Source organism: Streptomyces fungicidicus, from assembly GCF_003665435.1.
GTDB classification, from domain to species: Bacteria; Actinomycetota; Actinomycetes; order Streptomycetales; family Streptomycetaceae; genus Streptomyces; species Streptomyces fungicidicus.
In genome coordinates this window covers 1,404,787-1,422,098 of the sequence record NZ_CP023407.1, presented here as the reverse complement: position 1 = coordinate 1,422,098, position 17,312 = coordinate 1,404,787, and the positions used below count along the sequence as shown (strand labels likewise).

General features: G+C 70.5%; 3 protein-coding genes (1 of these 3 running past the window's edge). All 3 read left to right on the top strand.

The genetic code is table 11. From position 1 onward, the window contains the following. Tightly spaced (each overlapping or abutting the next), the 3 genes in view from CNQ36_RS06410 to CNQ36_RS06400 form a layout consistent with a single transcriptional unit that may run on beyond the window. On the top strand, positions 1–5,557 hold the 3' portion of the coding sequence (locus tag CNQ36_RS06410) for a non-ribosomal peptide synthetase (RefSeq protein ID WP_121545268.1). The gene continues 10,202 nt to the left of window position 1, outside the view; 5,557 of the gene's 15,759 nt are visible here — the last part of the coding sequence; its start codon lies beyond the left edge, outside the window; its stop codon occupies positions 5,555–5,557. Next, positions 5,554–15,969 carry a non-ribosomal peptide synthetase gene (locus CNQ36_RS06405; protein ID WP_121545267.1) on the top strand — a complete coding sequence of 3,472 codons (10,416 nt, stop codon included), beginning with the start codon at positions 5,554–5,556 and terminating at the stop codon, positions 15,967–15,969. Before CNQ36_RS06410 ends, CNQ36_RS06405 begins: the two co-directional genes overlap by 4 nt. Continuing rightward, positions 15,966–17,312 (top strand): NAD(P)/FAD-dependent oxidoreductase, encoded by a 1,347-nt coding sequence (locus CNQ36_RS06400; protein WP_121545266.1) that lies wholly within the window; start codon positions 15,966–15,968, stop codon positions 17,310–17,312. Before CNQ36_RS06405 ends, CNQ36_RS06400 begins: the two co-directional genes overlap by 4 nt.

Here is a 17,312-nt window from a genome sequence, read left to right as displayed (position 1 = left end):
GATGACGGGTGAGGTGCATCCGTCGGTGGGCCGTCCGATGGTCAACGCGCGCGTGTATGTCCTCGATGCCGCGCTGCGGCCGGTGCCGCCGGGTGTCGCGGGGGAGATCTATGTCGCGGGTCCTGGTCTGGCGCGTGGGTATCTGGGCCGGGCGGGGTTGACGGCGGGCCGGTTCGTGGCGGATCCGTTCGGTGCGGCTGGTGAGCGCATGTATCGGACGGGTGACCGTGGCCGGTGGCGTGCGGACGGTGAGCTGGACTTCCTGGGCCGGGTGGATGGGCAGGTGAAGATCCGGGGGTTCCGGATCGAGCCGGGTGAGGTGGAGGGGGTGCTGGCCGGGCACGAGGCTGTGGCCCGGGTCGCGGTGGTGGTGCGGGAGGACCGGCCCGGGGACCGGCGCCTGGTCGCCTATGTCGTGCCGGGCGGCCGGCACGGTGACGGGCTGGAGCAGGAGCTCCAGGAGCATGCGGCGCGGGTGCTGCCCGATTACATGGTTCCGGCCGCGGTGGTGGTGCTGGACGCGCTGCCGCTGAACGTGAACGGCAAGCTGGACCGTCCCGCCCTGCCGGTGCCGGACTACGCGTCCCAGGTGTCGGGGCGCGGGCCGCGTACCGCGCAGGAGGAGATCCTCGCCGGTCTGTTCGCCGAGGTCCTCGGCCTGGAGCGGGTCGGTGTCGACGACGACTTCTTCACCCTGGGCGGTCACTCGCTGACGGCGACCCGACTCGCCGCGCGGGTCGGTGCGCTGTTCGGTACCGACCTCGGTGTCCGCGCCGTGTTCGAGGCACCGACCGTCGAACGGCTCGCCCAGCACCTGTCCGTCCTCCTGGCCGGTGAGAACGACGTGGCGCGGGAGCCCTTGCGTGCGGTGGCTGAGCGTGGGGAGCGGGTGCCGCTGTCGTACGCGCAGCAGCGGCTGTGGTTCATCGACCGTCTGGAGCCGGATTCGGGTCTGTACAACGTGCCGTTCGCGGTGCGGATGATGGGTGAGTTGGACCGGGGGGCCTTGCGGCAGGCGCTGGCGGACGTGGTCGCGCGGCACGAGTCGCTACGGACGGTGTTCCCCGAGGAGGGCGGCGTCGCCTGGCAGCGGGTGCTGCCCGCCGACCAGGCACAGGTGCCCTTCTTCGAGCAGGCCGTCGACGCGCAGAAGCTCACCGATGAGCTGGCGGGTGCAGCTGCCCAGGGCTTCGACCTTGCCCATGAGGTCCCGGTGAGGGCGCATCTCTTCGCGGTGAGTGACGGGTCGTGTGTGCTGTTGCTGGTGGCGCATCACATCGCGGCCGACGGTTGGTCGATGGGGCCGCTGGCGCGGGACCTGTCCCATGCGTATGCGGCGCGTGTGAGCGGTGAGGCACCGGCGTGGGGTGTGGAGCTGCCGGTCCAGTACGCGGATTACGCGTTGTGGCAGCGTGGGCTGCTCGGTGACGACGCCGACGCGGAGAGTCTGGGCGGGCGTCAGTTGGCGTACTGGCGTCAGGCGCTGGCGGATCTGCCGGTGGAGCTGGTGCTGCCGGTGAGCCGCCCGCGTCCCGCGGTTCCTTCCCATCGAGGTGGCCGGGTGGTCGCGCGGTGGGACGCGGAGTTGCATGCCGGGGTGGTGGAGCTGGCTCGCAGTAGTGGTGTGTCGGTGTTCATGGTGGTGCAGGCGGCGCTGGCCGCTCTGCTGACGCGGCTGGGTGCGGGCACGGACGTCCCGCTGGGTGCTCCGGTGGCGGGGCGGACGGATCCGGCGCTGGACGATCTGGTCGGGTTCTTCGTGAACACGCTGGTGCTGCGGACCGACACGTCCGGCAATCCCACGTTCCGGGAGCTGCTGGAGCGGGTGCGGGAGACGGACCTGGCCGCCTACGCGCACCAGGACCTGCCGTTCGAGCGGCTGGTGGACGAGCTCAACCCCGAGCGCTCCCTGGCCCGCCACCCCCTCTTCCAGATCGCCCTCACCCTCCAGAACGACACCCTCGACGGCCTCAGCCTCACCGGCACCGACGCGGACGTGCTTCCCGTGGAACTCGGCGTGGCGAAGTTCGACCTCGCCTTCAATTTCCGGGAGCGGCACTCCCTGGATCAGGAGCCCGCCGGCCTTGTCGGACTGGTCGAATACAGCCTCGACCTTTTCGAGCCCGACGATGCCGAACTGCTCCTCCACCGCCTGGAATCCCTTCTCCGCACGGTGGTTACCGACCCGGATCGGGCTCTGCTGAATCTCGACATCGTCACTGCGGCTGAGCGGTCGTTGGTGTTGGAGCGGTGGAACGACTCGGCTGCGGTGGTGGAGGGGCTGACGTTTCCGGAGTTGTTCGAGGAGCGGGTGGCTTGGGCGCCGGATTCGGTGGCGGTGGTCTGCGGTGACATCGAGTTGTCGTATGCGGAGTTGAACGCGCGGGCGAATCGGCTGGCGCGGTTGTTGGTGGGTCGTGGGGTGGGGCCGGAGTCGGTGGTGGCTCTGGTGTTGCCGCGGTCGGTGGAGTTCGTGGTCGGGATGCTGGCGGTGTTGAAGGCCGGTGGTGCGTATGTGCCGGTGGATCCGGAGTATCCGCGTGAGCGGGTGGCGTTCATGTTCGGTGACGCGCGGCCGGTGTGCGCGGTCACGACCACGGAGTACGCGGATGTCGTGCCCGAAGGTGTCGACGCACTGACGCTTGACGTGCCCGAGACGGTGTCGGCGCTTTCGCGGATGTCGGAGCGGGATGTCTCTGATGGTGAGCGGCTTTCTGTTCTGTCGTTGGGGTCTCCGGCGTATGTGATTTACACGTCGGGGTCGACGGGGCGGCCGAAGGGTGTGGTGGTTTCGCACGCGGGTCTGGGGAATTTGGTGGCGTCGGCGGTGGACCGGTGGGGGACGGGTCCGGATTCGCGGGTGTTGCAGTTCTCGTCGCCGAGTTATGACCCGGTGGTGATTGAGATGTGTGCGGCTTTCGGGGCGTTGGGGACGTTGGTTGTTCCTGATCGGGGGCCGTTGGTGGGTGAGGTGTTGGCGGGGGTTTTGCGTGAGGGTCGGGTTTCTCATGCGGTGATTCCGCCGTCGGTGCTGGGGACGGTGGAGGTGGTGGATTTCCCGGATTTCGCCACGGTGGTTGCCGGTGGTGAGGCGTGCACGGTGGATGTGCTGCGGCGGTGGGCTCCGGGCCGGCGGTTGCTGAACGGGTATGGGCCGACCGAGGTGACGGTGGCCTGTGTGACCAGTGGGCCGGCGGATCCGGAGGAGGGGTTGCCGCCGATCGGGCGTCCGTTCTTCAACACGCGGGTGTACATCCTTGATGCTGCGTTGCGGCTGGTGCCGCCGGGTGTTGCGGGTGAGTTGTATGTGGCCGGTGTGGGTGTGGCGCGGGGGTATCTGGGGCGTCCGGGTTTGACGGCGGGCCGGTTTGTGGCGGATCCGTTCGGTGCGGCGGGTGAGCGGATGTATCGCACGGGGGATCGTGGCCGGTGGCGTGGGGACGGGCAGATCGAGTTCCTGGGCCGGGTGGATGAGCAGGTGAAGATCCGGGGGTTCCGGATCGAGCCCGGTGAGGTGGAAGGGGTGCTGGCCGGGCATGAGGCCGTGGCCCGGGTCGCGGTGGTGGTGCGGGAGGACCGGCCGGGGGACCGGCGCCTGGTCGCCTATGTGGTGCCCGAGACCGGGGGCGCAGCCGGTCTGGCGGAGGTGCTGCGGGAGTACGCGCGGGGGGTGCTGCCGGACTATCTGGTGCCGGCGGCGTTCGTGATGCTGGATGCGTTGCCGTTGAACCCGAACGGCAAGCTGGACCGTCCCGCCCTGCCGGTGCCGGACTACGCCGCCCTGATCTCCGGGCGCGGGCCCCGCACACCGCAGGAGGAGATCCTCGCCGGCCTGTTCGCCGAGGTCCTGGGCCTGGAACGCGTCGGCGTCGACGACGACTTCTTCACCCTCGGCGGGGACAGCATCATGTCGATCCAGCTCGTCAGCCGTGCCCGCGAGGCCGGGCTGGCCGTCACGCCGCGGGACGTGTTCCTGCACAAGACGGTGGAACGGCTGTCGGCCGTCGCCGCCCCTGTCACGACCGCCTCGGTGCGCTCCCAGGACGAGCCCGTCGGAGACGTACCGCTCACGCCGATCATGCACTGGCTGATCGACGGGGGCGGCGCGTTCGACGGCTACAACCAGTCGACGCTGCTGCACGTGCCCGAAGACCTGGGCGAGTCGCCGATCCGTACGGCCCTGGGCACCCTCCTCGACCACCACGACGTCCTGCGTGCACGCCTCGTACGTCCGGAATACCCGGACGGTGAGTGGCGTCTCACCGTCCCGGGTCCCGGGGCCGTCGACCCGGGGCGGTGCTTCCGGCGCGTCGACGCGGCCGCCCTGGACGGCGACGGTCTGCGGAAGGTGATGGCGACGGAGGCGGAGGCGGCGCGGTTGCGCCTCGATCCGGAGGCGGGGGTGATGCTGCAGGCGGTGTGGTTCGACACGGGCGTGGGCCGTGGTCCCGGCCGGCTGCTGCTGGTCGCGCACCATCTGGTCGTCGACGGGGTGTCCTGGCGGATCCTGCTGCCCGACCTGCGGTCCGCCTGGGAAGCGGCGCGTGACGGCCGGCAGGCCGGACTGGCCCCCGTGACCACGTCCTTCCGCACGTGGGCCGGGCTGCTGACGGACCTCGCGGCCGACCCGGACCGTACGGCCGCCGAACTCGACCTCTGGACCGGGATGACGCAGCCCGACCAGGGTCTCTTCGCCGACCTCGCCCCGGAGCCCGGCAGGGACGTCGCGGGCACCCTGCGGCACCTGACACTCACCCTCTCCGAGGAGCAGACCGAGCCGCTGCTGACCAGCGTCCCGGCGATGTTCCGGGCCGGCGTCAACGACGTACTGCTGACGGGTCTGGTGCTCGCCCTCGCCGACCACCGTCGCCGCCACGGCCCCGGGACGGGCACCGCCGTGCTGCTGGACCTCGAGGACCACGGCCGCGAGGAACTCGTCGACGGCGTGGACCTGTCGCGCACGGTGGGCTGGTTCACCAGCCTCTTCCCCGTGCGGCTCGACGCGGGGACCGTCGACCTGGACGAGGCGCTGTCGGGTGGCGCCGCCGCCGGGCACGCTCTCAAGCGACTCAAGGAGCAACTCCGGGCGATACCCGACCGCGGCATCGGCTACGGACTGCTGCGCCATCTGAACAGCGCCACCGCGGAGCGGCTCGCCGCGTTGCCCACACCGCGTATCGGCTTCAACTACCTGGGCCGCATCAACACCGCCGGCGCCGGCCTCCCGCAGGTCTGGAGGCCCAGCGCGGAGAAGGGCGGTCGCCCGGCCGCCCATGACACCGAAGCGGCCCTCCACCACGTCCTGGACATCAATGCCGTGACACACGTGGGTCCCGACGGTCCCCGCCTCGTGGTCACGTGGTCCTGGCCCGCCGCCCTGCTGGCCGAGGAGCGGGTCGAGGAGCTGGCACACGGGTGGTTCCGCGCCCTGGGCGCTCTCGTCACGCACGCCCGGCGGCCCGACGCGGGCGGCCGTACCCCCTCGGACGTGCCCCTGCTCTCGCTGAGCCAGTCCGCGCTGGACCGTCTGGAAGCTGTGTGGAGGAAGAAGAAATGACGCACTCCGAGATCGAGGACATCCTTCCCGTCACGCCTCTCCAGGAAGGCCTCCTCTTTCATGCCCGCTACGAGGCGGACGGCGGCGTGGACGTCTACACCGTGCAGCTCGTCCTCGACCTTGAGGGCCGACTGGACGCCGACCGTCTGCACGCCGCCGCCCGGGAGCTGATCCAGCGTCACCCCAACCTCAGGGCGGGATTCGTCGCCGGGGAGTTCGAGGAGTCCCTCCAGGTCATCCCCTCCACGGTCGAGATTCCCTGGCGCGAGCACGACCTCGAAGGCGCTCCGGCGCACACGCACGAGGCGGAAGCAGGACGACTGGCCGACGAGGACCGGCTGCGGCGTTTCGACCTGGGTGAGCCGCCGCTGATGCGGTTCCTGCTGGTGCGCATGGGTCCCGAGCGGCACCGTCTGGTGTGGACCGTTCACCACATCCTGATCGACGGCTGGTCCGGCCCGTTGCTCGTCCGCGAGCTGTTCGCGTTGTATGCGGGGCGGGTGTTGGGGCCGGTGGTGTCGTATCGGGAGTTCCTGGGGTGGTTGCGGGGGCGGGACCGTGGGGCGGCGGAGGTTGCGTGGCGGGGTGCGTTGGCGGGGTTGGAGGAGCCGACGTTGTTGGCGGCGGGTCGGGTGCCGGGTTCGGTGGTGGTGCCGGAGTCGGTGGTGGTGGATCTGCCGGGTGGGGTGTCGTCTGCGGTGGAGGCGGGGGCGCGTCGGGCTGGGGTGACGCTGAACTCGGTGGTGCAGGCGGTGTGGGGGGTCTTGCTGGGTCGTCTGACGGGTCGGTGGGATGTGGTGTTCGGTGCGACGGTGTCGGGCCGGCCTGCGGAGATTCCGGGTGTGGAGTCGATGGTGGGGTTGTTCATCAACACGCTTCCGGTGCGTGTGCGGGTGGTGCCGGGGGAGTCGTTGGTGGGGTTGGTGCGGCGGGTGCAGGAGGAGCAGTCGGCGTTGCTGGCGCACCAGCACCTGGGGCTGGCCGACATCCAGGCCCTGGCCGGGCTGGGCACCCTCTTCGACACCGCCACCGTCTTCGAGAACCAGCCCCACGGTGGTCTCGACGATGTCGCGGCGGCCTCGGGAGTGCGGCTGACCCGAATGGCGGGCCGGGACGGGACGCATTACCCGTTGGGTCTGGTGGTGGGGTCGGGTGGTGCGCTGCGGTTGCGGGTGGATTACCGGCCGGATGTGTTCTCGCGGGGTGAGGTCGAGGGGCTCGTCGCCCGGTTGCGGGGGCTGCTGGAGACGTTCGCGGCCGATCCGGAGGCTGTGGTGGGCCGGCTGGACGTCGTCACTGCGGCTGAGCGGTCGTTGGTGTTGGAGCGGTGGAATGACTCGGCTGCGGTGGTGGAGGGGCTGACGTTTCCGGAGTTGTTCGAGGAGCGGGTGGCTCGGGCGCCGGAGTCCATTGCCGTGGTGTGTGGCGATGTGGAGTTGTCGTATGCGGAGTTGAATGCGCGGGCGAATCGGCTGGCGCGGTTGTTGGTGGGTCGTGGGGTGGGGCCGGAGTCGGTGGTGGCTCTGGTGTTGCCGCGGTCGGTGGAGTTCGTGGTCGGGATGCTGGCGGTGTTGAAGGCCGGTGGTGCGTATGTGCCGGTGGATCCGGAGTATCCGCGTGAGCGGGTGGCGTTCATGTTCGGTGACGCGCGGCCGGTGTGCGCGGTCACGACCACGGAGTACGCGGATGTCGTGCCCGAAGGTGTCGACGCACTGACGCTTGACGTGCCCGAGACGGTGTCGGCGCTTTCGCGGATGTCGGAGCGGGATGTCTCTGATGGTGAGCGGCTTTCTGTTCTGTCGTTGGGGTCTCCGGCGTATGTGATTTACACGTCGGGGTCGACGGGGCGGCCGAAGGGTGTGGTGGTTTCGCATTCCGGTGTGGCGAGTCTGGTGGCCACGTTCGGTGGGGTGTTCGGGGCGGGGCCGGGGTGTGGGGTGTTGCAGTTCGCTTCGCCGGGGTTCGACGCGTCGGTGTGGGACGTCTGTATGGCGTTGCTGACCGGTGGGCGTCTGGTGCTGGTTCCTGCTGGTGGTGAGGGGTTCGCGGCGGGTGGTGAGCTGGCGCGGCTGGTGAGGGACAGCGGGGTGTCGCATGTGACGTTGCCGCCGGCGTTGTTGCCGTCGTTGCCGGTGGAGGAGTTTCCGTCGGGGCTGGTGATGACGGTGGCGGGTGACAGTTGTCCGCCGGAGGTGATCGGGCGGTGGGCGCGGGGCCGGCGTCTGCTGCATGTGTACGGGGCGACGGAGGTGACGGCCGCGTGCACGGTGGGCGGGCCGATGACGGGTGAGGTGCATCCGTCGGTGGGCCGTCCGATGGTCAACGCGCGCGTGTATGTCCTCGATGCCGCGCTGCGGCCGGTGCCGCCGGGTGTCGCGGGGGAGATCTATGTCGCGGGTCCTGGTCTGGCGCGTGGGTATCTGGGCCGGGCGGGGTTGACGGCCGGGCGGTTCGTGGCGGATCCGTTCGGTGCGGCTGGTGAGCGCATGTATCGGACGGGTGACCGTGGCCGGTGGCGTGCGGACGGTGAGCTGGACTTCCTGGGCCGGGTGGATGGGCAGGTGAAGATCCGGGGGTTCCGGATCGAGCCGGGTGAGGTGGAGGGGGTGCTGGCCGGGCACGAGGCTGTGGCCCGGGTCGCGGTGGTGGTGCGGGAGGACCGGCCCGGGGACCGGCGCCTGGTCGCCTATGTCGTGCCGGGCGGCCGGCACGGTGACGGGCTGGAGCAGGAGCTCCAGGAGCATGCGGCGCGGGTGCTGCCCGATTACATGGTTCCGGCCGCGGTGGTGGTGCTGGACGCGCTGCCGTTGAACGTGAACGGCAAGCTGGACCGTCCCGCCCTGCCGGTGCCGGACTACGCGTCCCAGGTGTCGGGGCGCGGGCCGCGTACCGCGCAGGAGGAGATCCTCGCCGGTCTGTTCGCCGAGGTCCTCGGCCTGGAGCGGGTCGGTGTCGACGACGACTTCTTCACCCTGGGCGGTCACTCGCTGACGGCGACCCGACTCGCCGCGCGGGTCGGTGCGCTGTTCGGTACCGACCTGGGTGTCCGCGCCGTGTTCGAGGCACCGACCGTCGAACGGCTCGCCCGGTCCGTCACCGCTCGACTGGCCGGAGGCGGTCAGGCCTCCCGGAGAGCCCTGGGAGCGGTGGCGGAGCGTGGGGAGCGGGTGCCGCTGTCGTACGCGCAGCAGCGGCTGTGGTTCATCGACCGCTTGACTCCGGCCATGGGCCTGTACAACGTGCCGTTCGCCGTGCGCCTGAACGAGCGACTCGACCCGGACGCCATGCGCGCCGCGCTCGCCGACGTGGTGGCCCGGCACGAGTCACTGCGGACCGTCTTCCCCGAGGAGGGCGGCGCCGCCTGGCAGCGGGTGCTGCCCGCCGACCAGGCACAGGTGCCGCTCATCGAGCGTGACGTCGCGGCGGATGACCTGGAGGAGTCCCTCGTCGAGGCGGCGTCCCAGGGTTTCGACCTGGCGGACGGACTGCCGCTACGGGCGCATCTGTACACCCTCGACGACGGCTCGAGTGTGCTGTTGCTGGTGGTGCATCACATCGCGGCCGACGGTTGGTCGATGGGTCCGCTGGCGCGGGACCTGTCGCACGCGTACACGGCGCGGGTGGCCGGTGCGGCACCGGTATGGGGTACGGAGCTGCCGGTCCAGTACGCCGACTACACGCTCTGGCAGCGCGCCCTCCTCGATGACGACGCCGTCGGCGCCGAGCAGCTCGCCTACTGGCGCGAGGCTCTCCAGGGCCTGCCCGCCGAGCTGGACCTGCCGACCAGCCGGCCCCGCCCGGCCACCGCGTCCCACGAGGGTGGACGCATAGCCTTCACCTGGGATGCGGAGTTGCATGCCGGGGTGGTGGAGCTGGCCCGTGGCAGTGGTGTGTCGGTGTTCATGGTGGTGCAGGCGGCGCTGGCGGCGTTGCTGACGCGGCTGGGTGCGGGCACGGACGTCCCGCTGGGTGCTCCGGTGGCGGGGCGGACGGATCCGGCGCTGGACGATCTGGTCGGGTTCTTCGTGAACACCCTGGTGCTGCGGACCGACACGTCCGGCAATCCCACGTTCCGTGAGCTGCTGGAGCGGGTGCGGGAGACGGACCTGGCCGCCTACGCCCACCAGGACCTGCCGTTCGAACGGCTGGTGGAGGAACTCAACCCCGAGCGCTCCCTGGCCCGCCACCCCCTCTTCCAGATCGCCCTCACCCTCCAGAACGACACCCCGGACAGCCTCCGCCTCGCCGGAGCCGACGCGGAACCGATCGCGGTGCGGCTGGCGAAGGCCAAGTTCGACCTGGCGTTCAATCTCCGCGAACAGCACACGGCGGACGGCCACAGCGCAGGCCTGACCGGGCTGCTCGAGTACAGCGCCGACCTCTTCGACGACGAGACCGCCGAGCAGTACGTCCAGCGCCTCGGCCTGCTCCTGCGCGCGGTGGTCGCCGATCCGGAGCGCGCCCTCGGCCGCATCGACCTGGTCACCGGAACCGAACGCCGCCGGATGCTGGAGGAGTGGAACGGCACCGGAGCGGCCGCCGGCGACGAGACGCTGGTCGCCGCCTTCGCCGAGCAGGCCGCGAAGACACCTGACGCCGTCGCGGTGGTCGAGGGGACGCAGGAACTCACCTACCGGGAGTTGGACGTACGCGCCAACGCACTCGCGCACCGCCTGATCGGCCTGGGCGTGCGGCCGGACACACCGGTGGCACTCTTCATGGACAGGTCTGCGCACCTGGTGGTCGCCATCCTGGCCGTGCTCAAGGCCGGCGCGTACTACCTCCCGCTCGACGGCCGCCATCCCGTGGCCCGCCTGCGGATGATGACGGAGCAGGCGGGGGCCTTGGTCCTCATCGCCGACGCGGCCACCCGGCACGCGGAATTCGTCAAGGTGTGCACGGATGCGGGCGTCGGCGTGCTGGTCCTCGGCGAGGACGGTGCACCCGCCGCCACCGCGGCGAGCGCCCCGGACATCACCCTCGCCCCCGACCGGCCGGCGTACGTGATGTACACCTCCGGGTCGTCCGGCACGCCCAAGGGAGTGATCACGACCCACAGGGCCGTCTGCGCGTTGGCCGCGGACCGCTGCTGGAGGAACGAGGGCAGCCAGCAGCGCGTCCTGCTGCACTCCGCCCACTCCTTCGACGGTTCGACATACGAGCTGTGGATCCCTCTGCTGTCCGGCAACCAGGTCGTCGTCGCCCCGGCCGGGGATCCGGACATCGAGGTGCTGAGCCGACTGATCGTGGACCACCGCATCACGAGCGTCTTCCTCACGACCGCGCTCTTCAACCTGCTCGCCGATCTGCGTCCCGAGACGTTCCGCGACGTACGTGAGGTGTGGACGGGCGGCGAGCAGGTGTCCCCGGCGGCGTTCCGCCGGGTGCTGGACACCTCGCCCGGGACGCTGGTGGTGCACGTCTACGGGCCGACGGAGACGACAACCTTCGCCATGTACCACCCGGTGCGGACGGCTCCGGAGCGGCTCGACCGGTCGATCCCCATCGGCCGGCCCATGGACGACACCCGCGTCTACGTCCTCGACGCCGCGCTGCGGCTGGCGCCGCCGGGTGTGGCCGGGGAGATCTATGTCGCGGGTTCCGGTCTGGCGCGTGGGTATCTGGACCGTCCGGGTCTGACGGCGGGCCGGTTCGTGGCGGATCCGTTCGGTGCCGCTGGTGAGCGGATGTACCGGACGGGGGACCGTGGCCGGTGGAGTACGGACGGGCAGATCGAGTTCTTGGGCCGGGTGGATGGGCAGGTGAAGATTCGGGGTTTCCGGATCGAGCCGGGTGAGGTGGAGGGGGTGCTGGCGGGGCACGAGGCCGTGGCCCGGGTCGCGGTGGTGGTGCGGGAGGACCGGCCAGGGGACCGGCGCCTGGTCGCCTACGTCGTGCCGGCCGGCCGGCACGGTGACGGGCTGGAGCAGGAGCTCCAGGAGCATGCGGCGCGGGTGCTGCCCGACTACATGGTTCCGGCGGCGGTGGTGGTGCTGGACGAGCTGCCGTTGAACGTGAACGGCAAGCTGGACCGTCCCGCCCTGCCGGTGCCGGACTACGCGTCCCAGGTGTCGGGGCGCGGGCCGCGTACCGCGCAGGAGGAGATCCTCGCCGGTCTGTTCGCGGAGGTCCTGGGCCTGGAGCGGGTCGGTGTCGACGACGACTTCTTCACCCTGGGCGGTCATTCGCTGACGGCGACCCGACTCGCCGCACGGGTCGGTGCGCTGTTCGGTACCGACCTCGGTGTCCGCGCCGTGTTCGAGGCACCGACCGTCGAACGGCTCGCCCAGCACCTGTCCGTACTCCTGACCGGTGAGAACAACGCGGTGCGCGAGCCGTTGCGTGCGGTGGCGGAGCGTGGGGAGCGGGTGCCGCTGTCGTACGCGCAGCAGCGGCTGTGGTTCATCGACCGGCTGGAGCCGGCCACGGGTCTGTACAACGTGCCGTTCGCCGTGCGCCTGAACGAGCGACTCGACCCGGACGCCATGCGCGCCGCGCTCGCCGACGTGGTGGCCCGGCACGAGTCACTGCGAACCGTCTTCCCGCAGTCGAGCGGTGTGCCCTGGCAACGGGTGCTGCCGGCCGACCTGGCGCAGGTGCCGCTCGTCGAGCGTGACGTGGCGGAGGAGGAGCTGGAGCGGTCGCTGGCCGGCGCGGCGTCCCAGGGATTCGACCTGGCGTCCGAGATCCCGCTGCGGGCGCATCTGTTCACGGTCGGTGACGGGTCGTGCGTGCTGTTGCTGGTGGTGCATCACATCGCCTCCGACGGCTGGTCGATGGGTCCGCTGGCGCGGGACCTGTCGCACGCGTACACGGCGCGGGTGGCCGGTGCGGCACCCGTATGGGGTACGGAGCTGCCGGTCCAGTACGCCGACTACGCCCTCTGGCAGCGCGCCTTCCTGGGCGAGGGGGCCGACGGTGTCGCGCCGGCGGCCGCCCGGCAGCTCGAGTACTGGCGCAAGGCCCTTGAGGACCTTCCCGCGGAACTCTCCCTCCCTCTGTCCCGTCCTCGCCCCGCCAAGGCCTCCCACCGGGGTGGCCGGGTGGTGGCGCGGTGGGACGCGGAGTTGCATGCCGGGGTGGTGGAGCTGGCTCGCAGTAGTGGTGTGTCGGTGTTCATGGTGGTGCAGGCGGCGCTGGCGGCGTTGCTGACGCGGCTGGGTGCGGGGTCGGACATTCCGTTGGGTGCTCCGGTGGCGGGGCGGACGGATCCGGCGCTGGACGATCTGGTCGGGTTCTTCGTGAACACCCTGGTGCTGCGGACGGACACCTCGGGCGATCCGACGTTCCGGGAGTTGCTGGAGCGGGTGCGGGAGACGGACCTGGCGGCCTACGCCCACCAGGACCTGCCGTTCGAACGGCTGGTGGAGGAACTCAACCCCGAGCGGTCCCTGGCCCGTCACCCCCTCTTCCAGGTCCTGCTGACGCTGGAGAACGTTCCCCGGGCCGAACTGCTCCTGGGCGGCGGTACCGGTGCGGCCCTGCCCATCACGTCCGACGTCGCACGGTTCGACCTGGCCGTGAGCGTTCGCGAAAGCCTCGCCGAGGACGGGTCGCCCGGTGAGATCGCCGTGGGCTACGAGTACAGCGCCGACCTCTTCGACCACGACCTGGTCGAGCAGGTGGCCCGATGGCTGGAGCGCCTCGTCCGGGCGGTGACCTCGGATCCCGGCATCCGGATCGGTTCCGTCGGGCTGTTGTCCCCCGAGGAGCGGGACCTCGCCCTGGGCGGCGCCACGGCGGGCACGGACGGTGTGTCCGTCCTCGACGAGACGCCGCTGCCGGTCCGGTTCGAGAGGCAGGCCTCCGTGACCCCGGACGCCCTCGCCGTCCTGTCGGACGGGGGGCAGCTCACGTACCGGGAGCTGAACGACCGTGCCAACCGGCTGGCCCGGCTGCTGATCCGTCGCGGAGCCACCCCGGAGTCGTTCATCGCGTTGGTCATGGAGCGGTCCTGCGACGCGCTGGTCGCCCTGATGGCGGTCTTCAAGACGGGCGCCGCTTGTCTGCCCGTCGACCCCGCCCATCCGAAGGAGCGCATCGCGCTCATCGTCCAGGACGCCCGTCCGTCCGTGCTGATCACCACCGAGGCGATGGCGCACCTGCTGCCCTCGGCACCCGGCGAGGGGCGGACGGCGCCCGCCCTGGTGGTGCAGGACCGGCCGGACGACATGGCACAGATCGCCGCCCAGCCGCAGAGCGACCTCACCCCCGCCGAACGGGGCGCACCCCTGGTGCCGGAGAGCACGGCCTACGCGGTCTACACCTCCGGCTCCACGGGAACGCCCAAGGGCGTCGTGATGACCTGCGGGGCGCTGACCAACCTGGTCGCGTGGCATCACGCCGACTTCCCGGGCGGTGAGGGCATCAGGACCGCCCAGTTCGCCCCACTGCACTTCGACGTCTCCATGCAGGAGATCTTCTCCGCGCTGCTGCACGGGAAGACCCTCGTGCTGCCGGACGAGGAAACCCGCAGGGATCCCGCGCAGGTGGTCCGCTGGCTGGAACGCCGGTCGGTGCAGGAGTTCTTCGCGCCCTGGCTGGTGATCGACGCGATGTGCGAGGCCGCCGTGCGCCACAAGGTCGCGCTGCCCGCGCTGACGGACGTGTCCCAGGCCGGTGAGGCGCTCGTGCTTTCCGCCGGCATCCGGCAGTTCTTCGCGGAACGGCCCGGAGTACGGCTGCACAACCACTACGGCCCGTCCGAGACGCACGGGGCGACGGCCTTCACGCTGCCGGCCGGCACGGAAGCATGGCCCGCTGCCGCGCCGATCGGCCGCCCCATCCCACGCGTACGCGTGTACGTGCTGGACGACGCGCTTCAGCCGGTGCCCCCGGGCGTGCCGGGAGAGCTCTGCATCGCCGGGCCGCAGCTCGCCAGAGGCTATCTCGGCCGCCCGGGCACGACCGCGGAACGGTTCGTCGCGGACCCGTTCGGGCCGTCCGGCGCCCGGATGTACCGCACCGGTGACCGCGCCCGTCTGCGGGCGGACGGGAACCTGGAGTTCATCGGCAGGACCGACGACCAGGTGAAGATCCGCGGGTTCCGCATCGAGCCCGGCGAGGTCGAGGCGGCGCTCAAGCGTCACCCGCTGGTGTCCCAGGCCGTGGTCACCACCCAGGAGAAGCACTCCGGGCCCGCCGGGAAGGTGCTGGTCGCCTACGTGGTACCCACGACGGCCACGGCGACCGGGCAGGACCAGGTTCTCCGCGACCACCTCGCCGGGACCCTGCCGGACTACATGGTCCCGGCGGCGTTCGTCAGCCTGGACGCGCTGCCGCTGCACCCGAACGGGAAGCTCGACCGCAAGGCGCTGCCGCCCGCGGAACTCGACGCCACCGGGCGCGGACGGCTGCCGGCCACCCCCGAGGAGGCGGTGCTGTGCCGGCTGTTCGCCGAGGCCCTGGGCACCACGGGTGTCGCCGCGGACGACAACTTCTTCGAGCTGGGCGGGCACTCGCTGCTCGCGGCACGCCTGGTCGGCCGGATCCGCGACGAACTCGGCGTCGAACTGGCCGTACGCACCGTCTTCGAGGCGCCGACGGCCCAGGACCTCGCGGCCGCGCTCGACGGACGGGTCACGCGCAGCGGGCTCGAGGTGGTGCTCCCGGTCAGGAGTCACGGCACCCGGCCGCCGCTGTTCTGCCTCCACCCGGGCGGCGGCATGGGCTGGATCTACACACGGCTGCTGCCCCATCTCCCCGCCGACCAGCCGGTGTACTCGATCCAGGCACGCGGCATGGCCGACCCCGACGAGCCGCTGCCCGCCACCCTGGAGGAGATGGTCGAAGACTACGTCGACCAGATCCGCACCATCCAGCCGTACGGGCCCTACCACCTCACGGGCTGGTCCTTCGGCGGCGTCGCGGCGTACGAGGCGGCGGTGCAACTCCAGCACCAGGGGCAGGAGGTGTCCCTGCTCGCCCTGCTCGACGCGTTCGCCCTCGGGGACGGCGGTGAGGCGCCGCCCGCCCGTGAGGTCGCCGAACAGGCCGTTCTGCGGGCGCTGTTGCACTCCATCGACTACGACGTGGAGGGCCTGAACGGCCGCCCGCTGCGGCAGACGGAGGTCATCGACATCCTGGGCCGGTCCGACGGCGTGCTCCAGGGAATCGACGAGCGCCGCATACGCGGCATCATCGAAGTCTTCTACAACAACATCGAACTGCGCGTGAACTACAGTCCCGGGAAATACCGGGGCGACATGCTCTTCTTCACCGCCACCCGTGACCGGGACCCCCGGGTGCCCGAATTCGATGTCTGGTACGAGGTCCTGGACGGCCGCGTCGAAAACCATGAAATCGCCTGCGGTCATCAGGACATGATGCAGCCCGAGCCGCTTGCGGAGATCGCCGGTGTGATCGCGCAGGCCCTGCGGGAAATGAATCCGACGAGTGAGGGAGAAAAATGAGCGACTTCGACTACGACATCGGCATCATCGGTGGTGGCCCGGCCGGTTCCACCATGGCCTCGTATCTCGCCAAGGCAGGTATATCCGCGATCGTCCTGGAGAGCGCGGAATTCCCCCGGCCCCACGTCGGGGAGTCGCTGGTGACCGCGACGACCCCGGTGCTCCAGGAGATCGGGGCACTGGCGAAGGTGGATGCCGCGGGGTTCCCGAAGAAGTACGGAGCGGCTTGGACGTCCGCGGCCAAGGAGACGGTGCCCGAAATGGGATTCACCGGCATGACCCAGGGATTCAGGCTCGCCAGCGTCGAATTCCAGGAGCGCGACCAGCCCGGCGTGGACCAGGCCTACACCTACCACGTCGACCGCGGGAAGTACGACCAGATCCTGCTTCAGCACGCGGCCGAACTGGGCGCCCGCGTCCGTGAGCGGACCCGCGTGCAGGACGTGGAGTTCACCGACGACGGCGTGGTGCTCACGGCCGTCGGCGACGAGGGTACCGAGCGGCTGAGGGTGCGCATGGTCGTGGACGCCAGCGGCCGGCAGACCATGCTGGGCCGCAAGAAGAAGCTGAAGGTCCCGGATCCGGTCTTCAACCAGTACGCAATCCACGCCTGGTTCGACGGGCTCGACCGCAAGGCGCTCGCCGACGACCCGGACCAGGAGGACTTCATCTTCATCCACTTCCTGCCGGTGAGCGACACCTGGGTCTGGCAGATCCCCATCTCCGAGACCACCACCAGCGTCGGCGTGGTGACCCAGAAGGCAAAGGTGAAGTCCTCCGGAAAGGAACGCGAGGAATTCTTCTGGGACTGCCTGGGTACGCGGCCTGAACTCCGGGCGGCACTGGAGAAGGCCGAACGCGTCCGCGAATTCAAGACCGAGGGCGACTACAGCTACGGAATGAAGGAAGTCGTCGGTGACCGGTGGGCGCTCATCGGTGACGCCGCCCGGTTCGTCGACCCGATCTTCTCCAGTGGCGTCAGCGTGGCGATGAACAGCGCCCGGCTGCTGGCGAAGGACATCGTTTCCGCCGTCGAGCGCGACGATTTCAGCAAGAAGAGCTTCGGCGACTACGAGCGGGTGTTGCGCCGCGGCGTAAGCAGCTGGTACGAATTCATCTCCATCTACTACCGGTTGAACATCCTGTTCACCGCGTTCGTCCAGGACCCGCGTTACCGGCTGGACGTGCTGAAGATGCTCCAGGGTGACGTCTACGGCGAAGAGGAACCCAAGGCCCTGACCCGGATGCGGGAGATCGTCCGGCGTGTGGAGGAGAACCCGGACCACCTGTGGCACCCGTATCTGGGCACATTGCGCGCTCCCGCCGCGGCTCCGCTCTTCTGA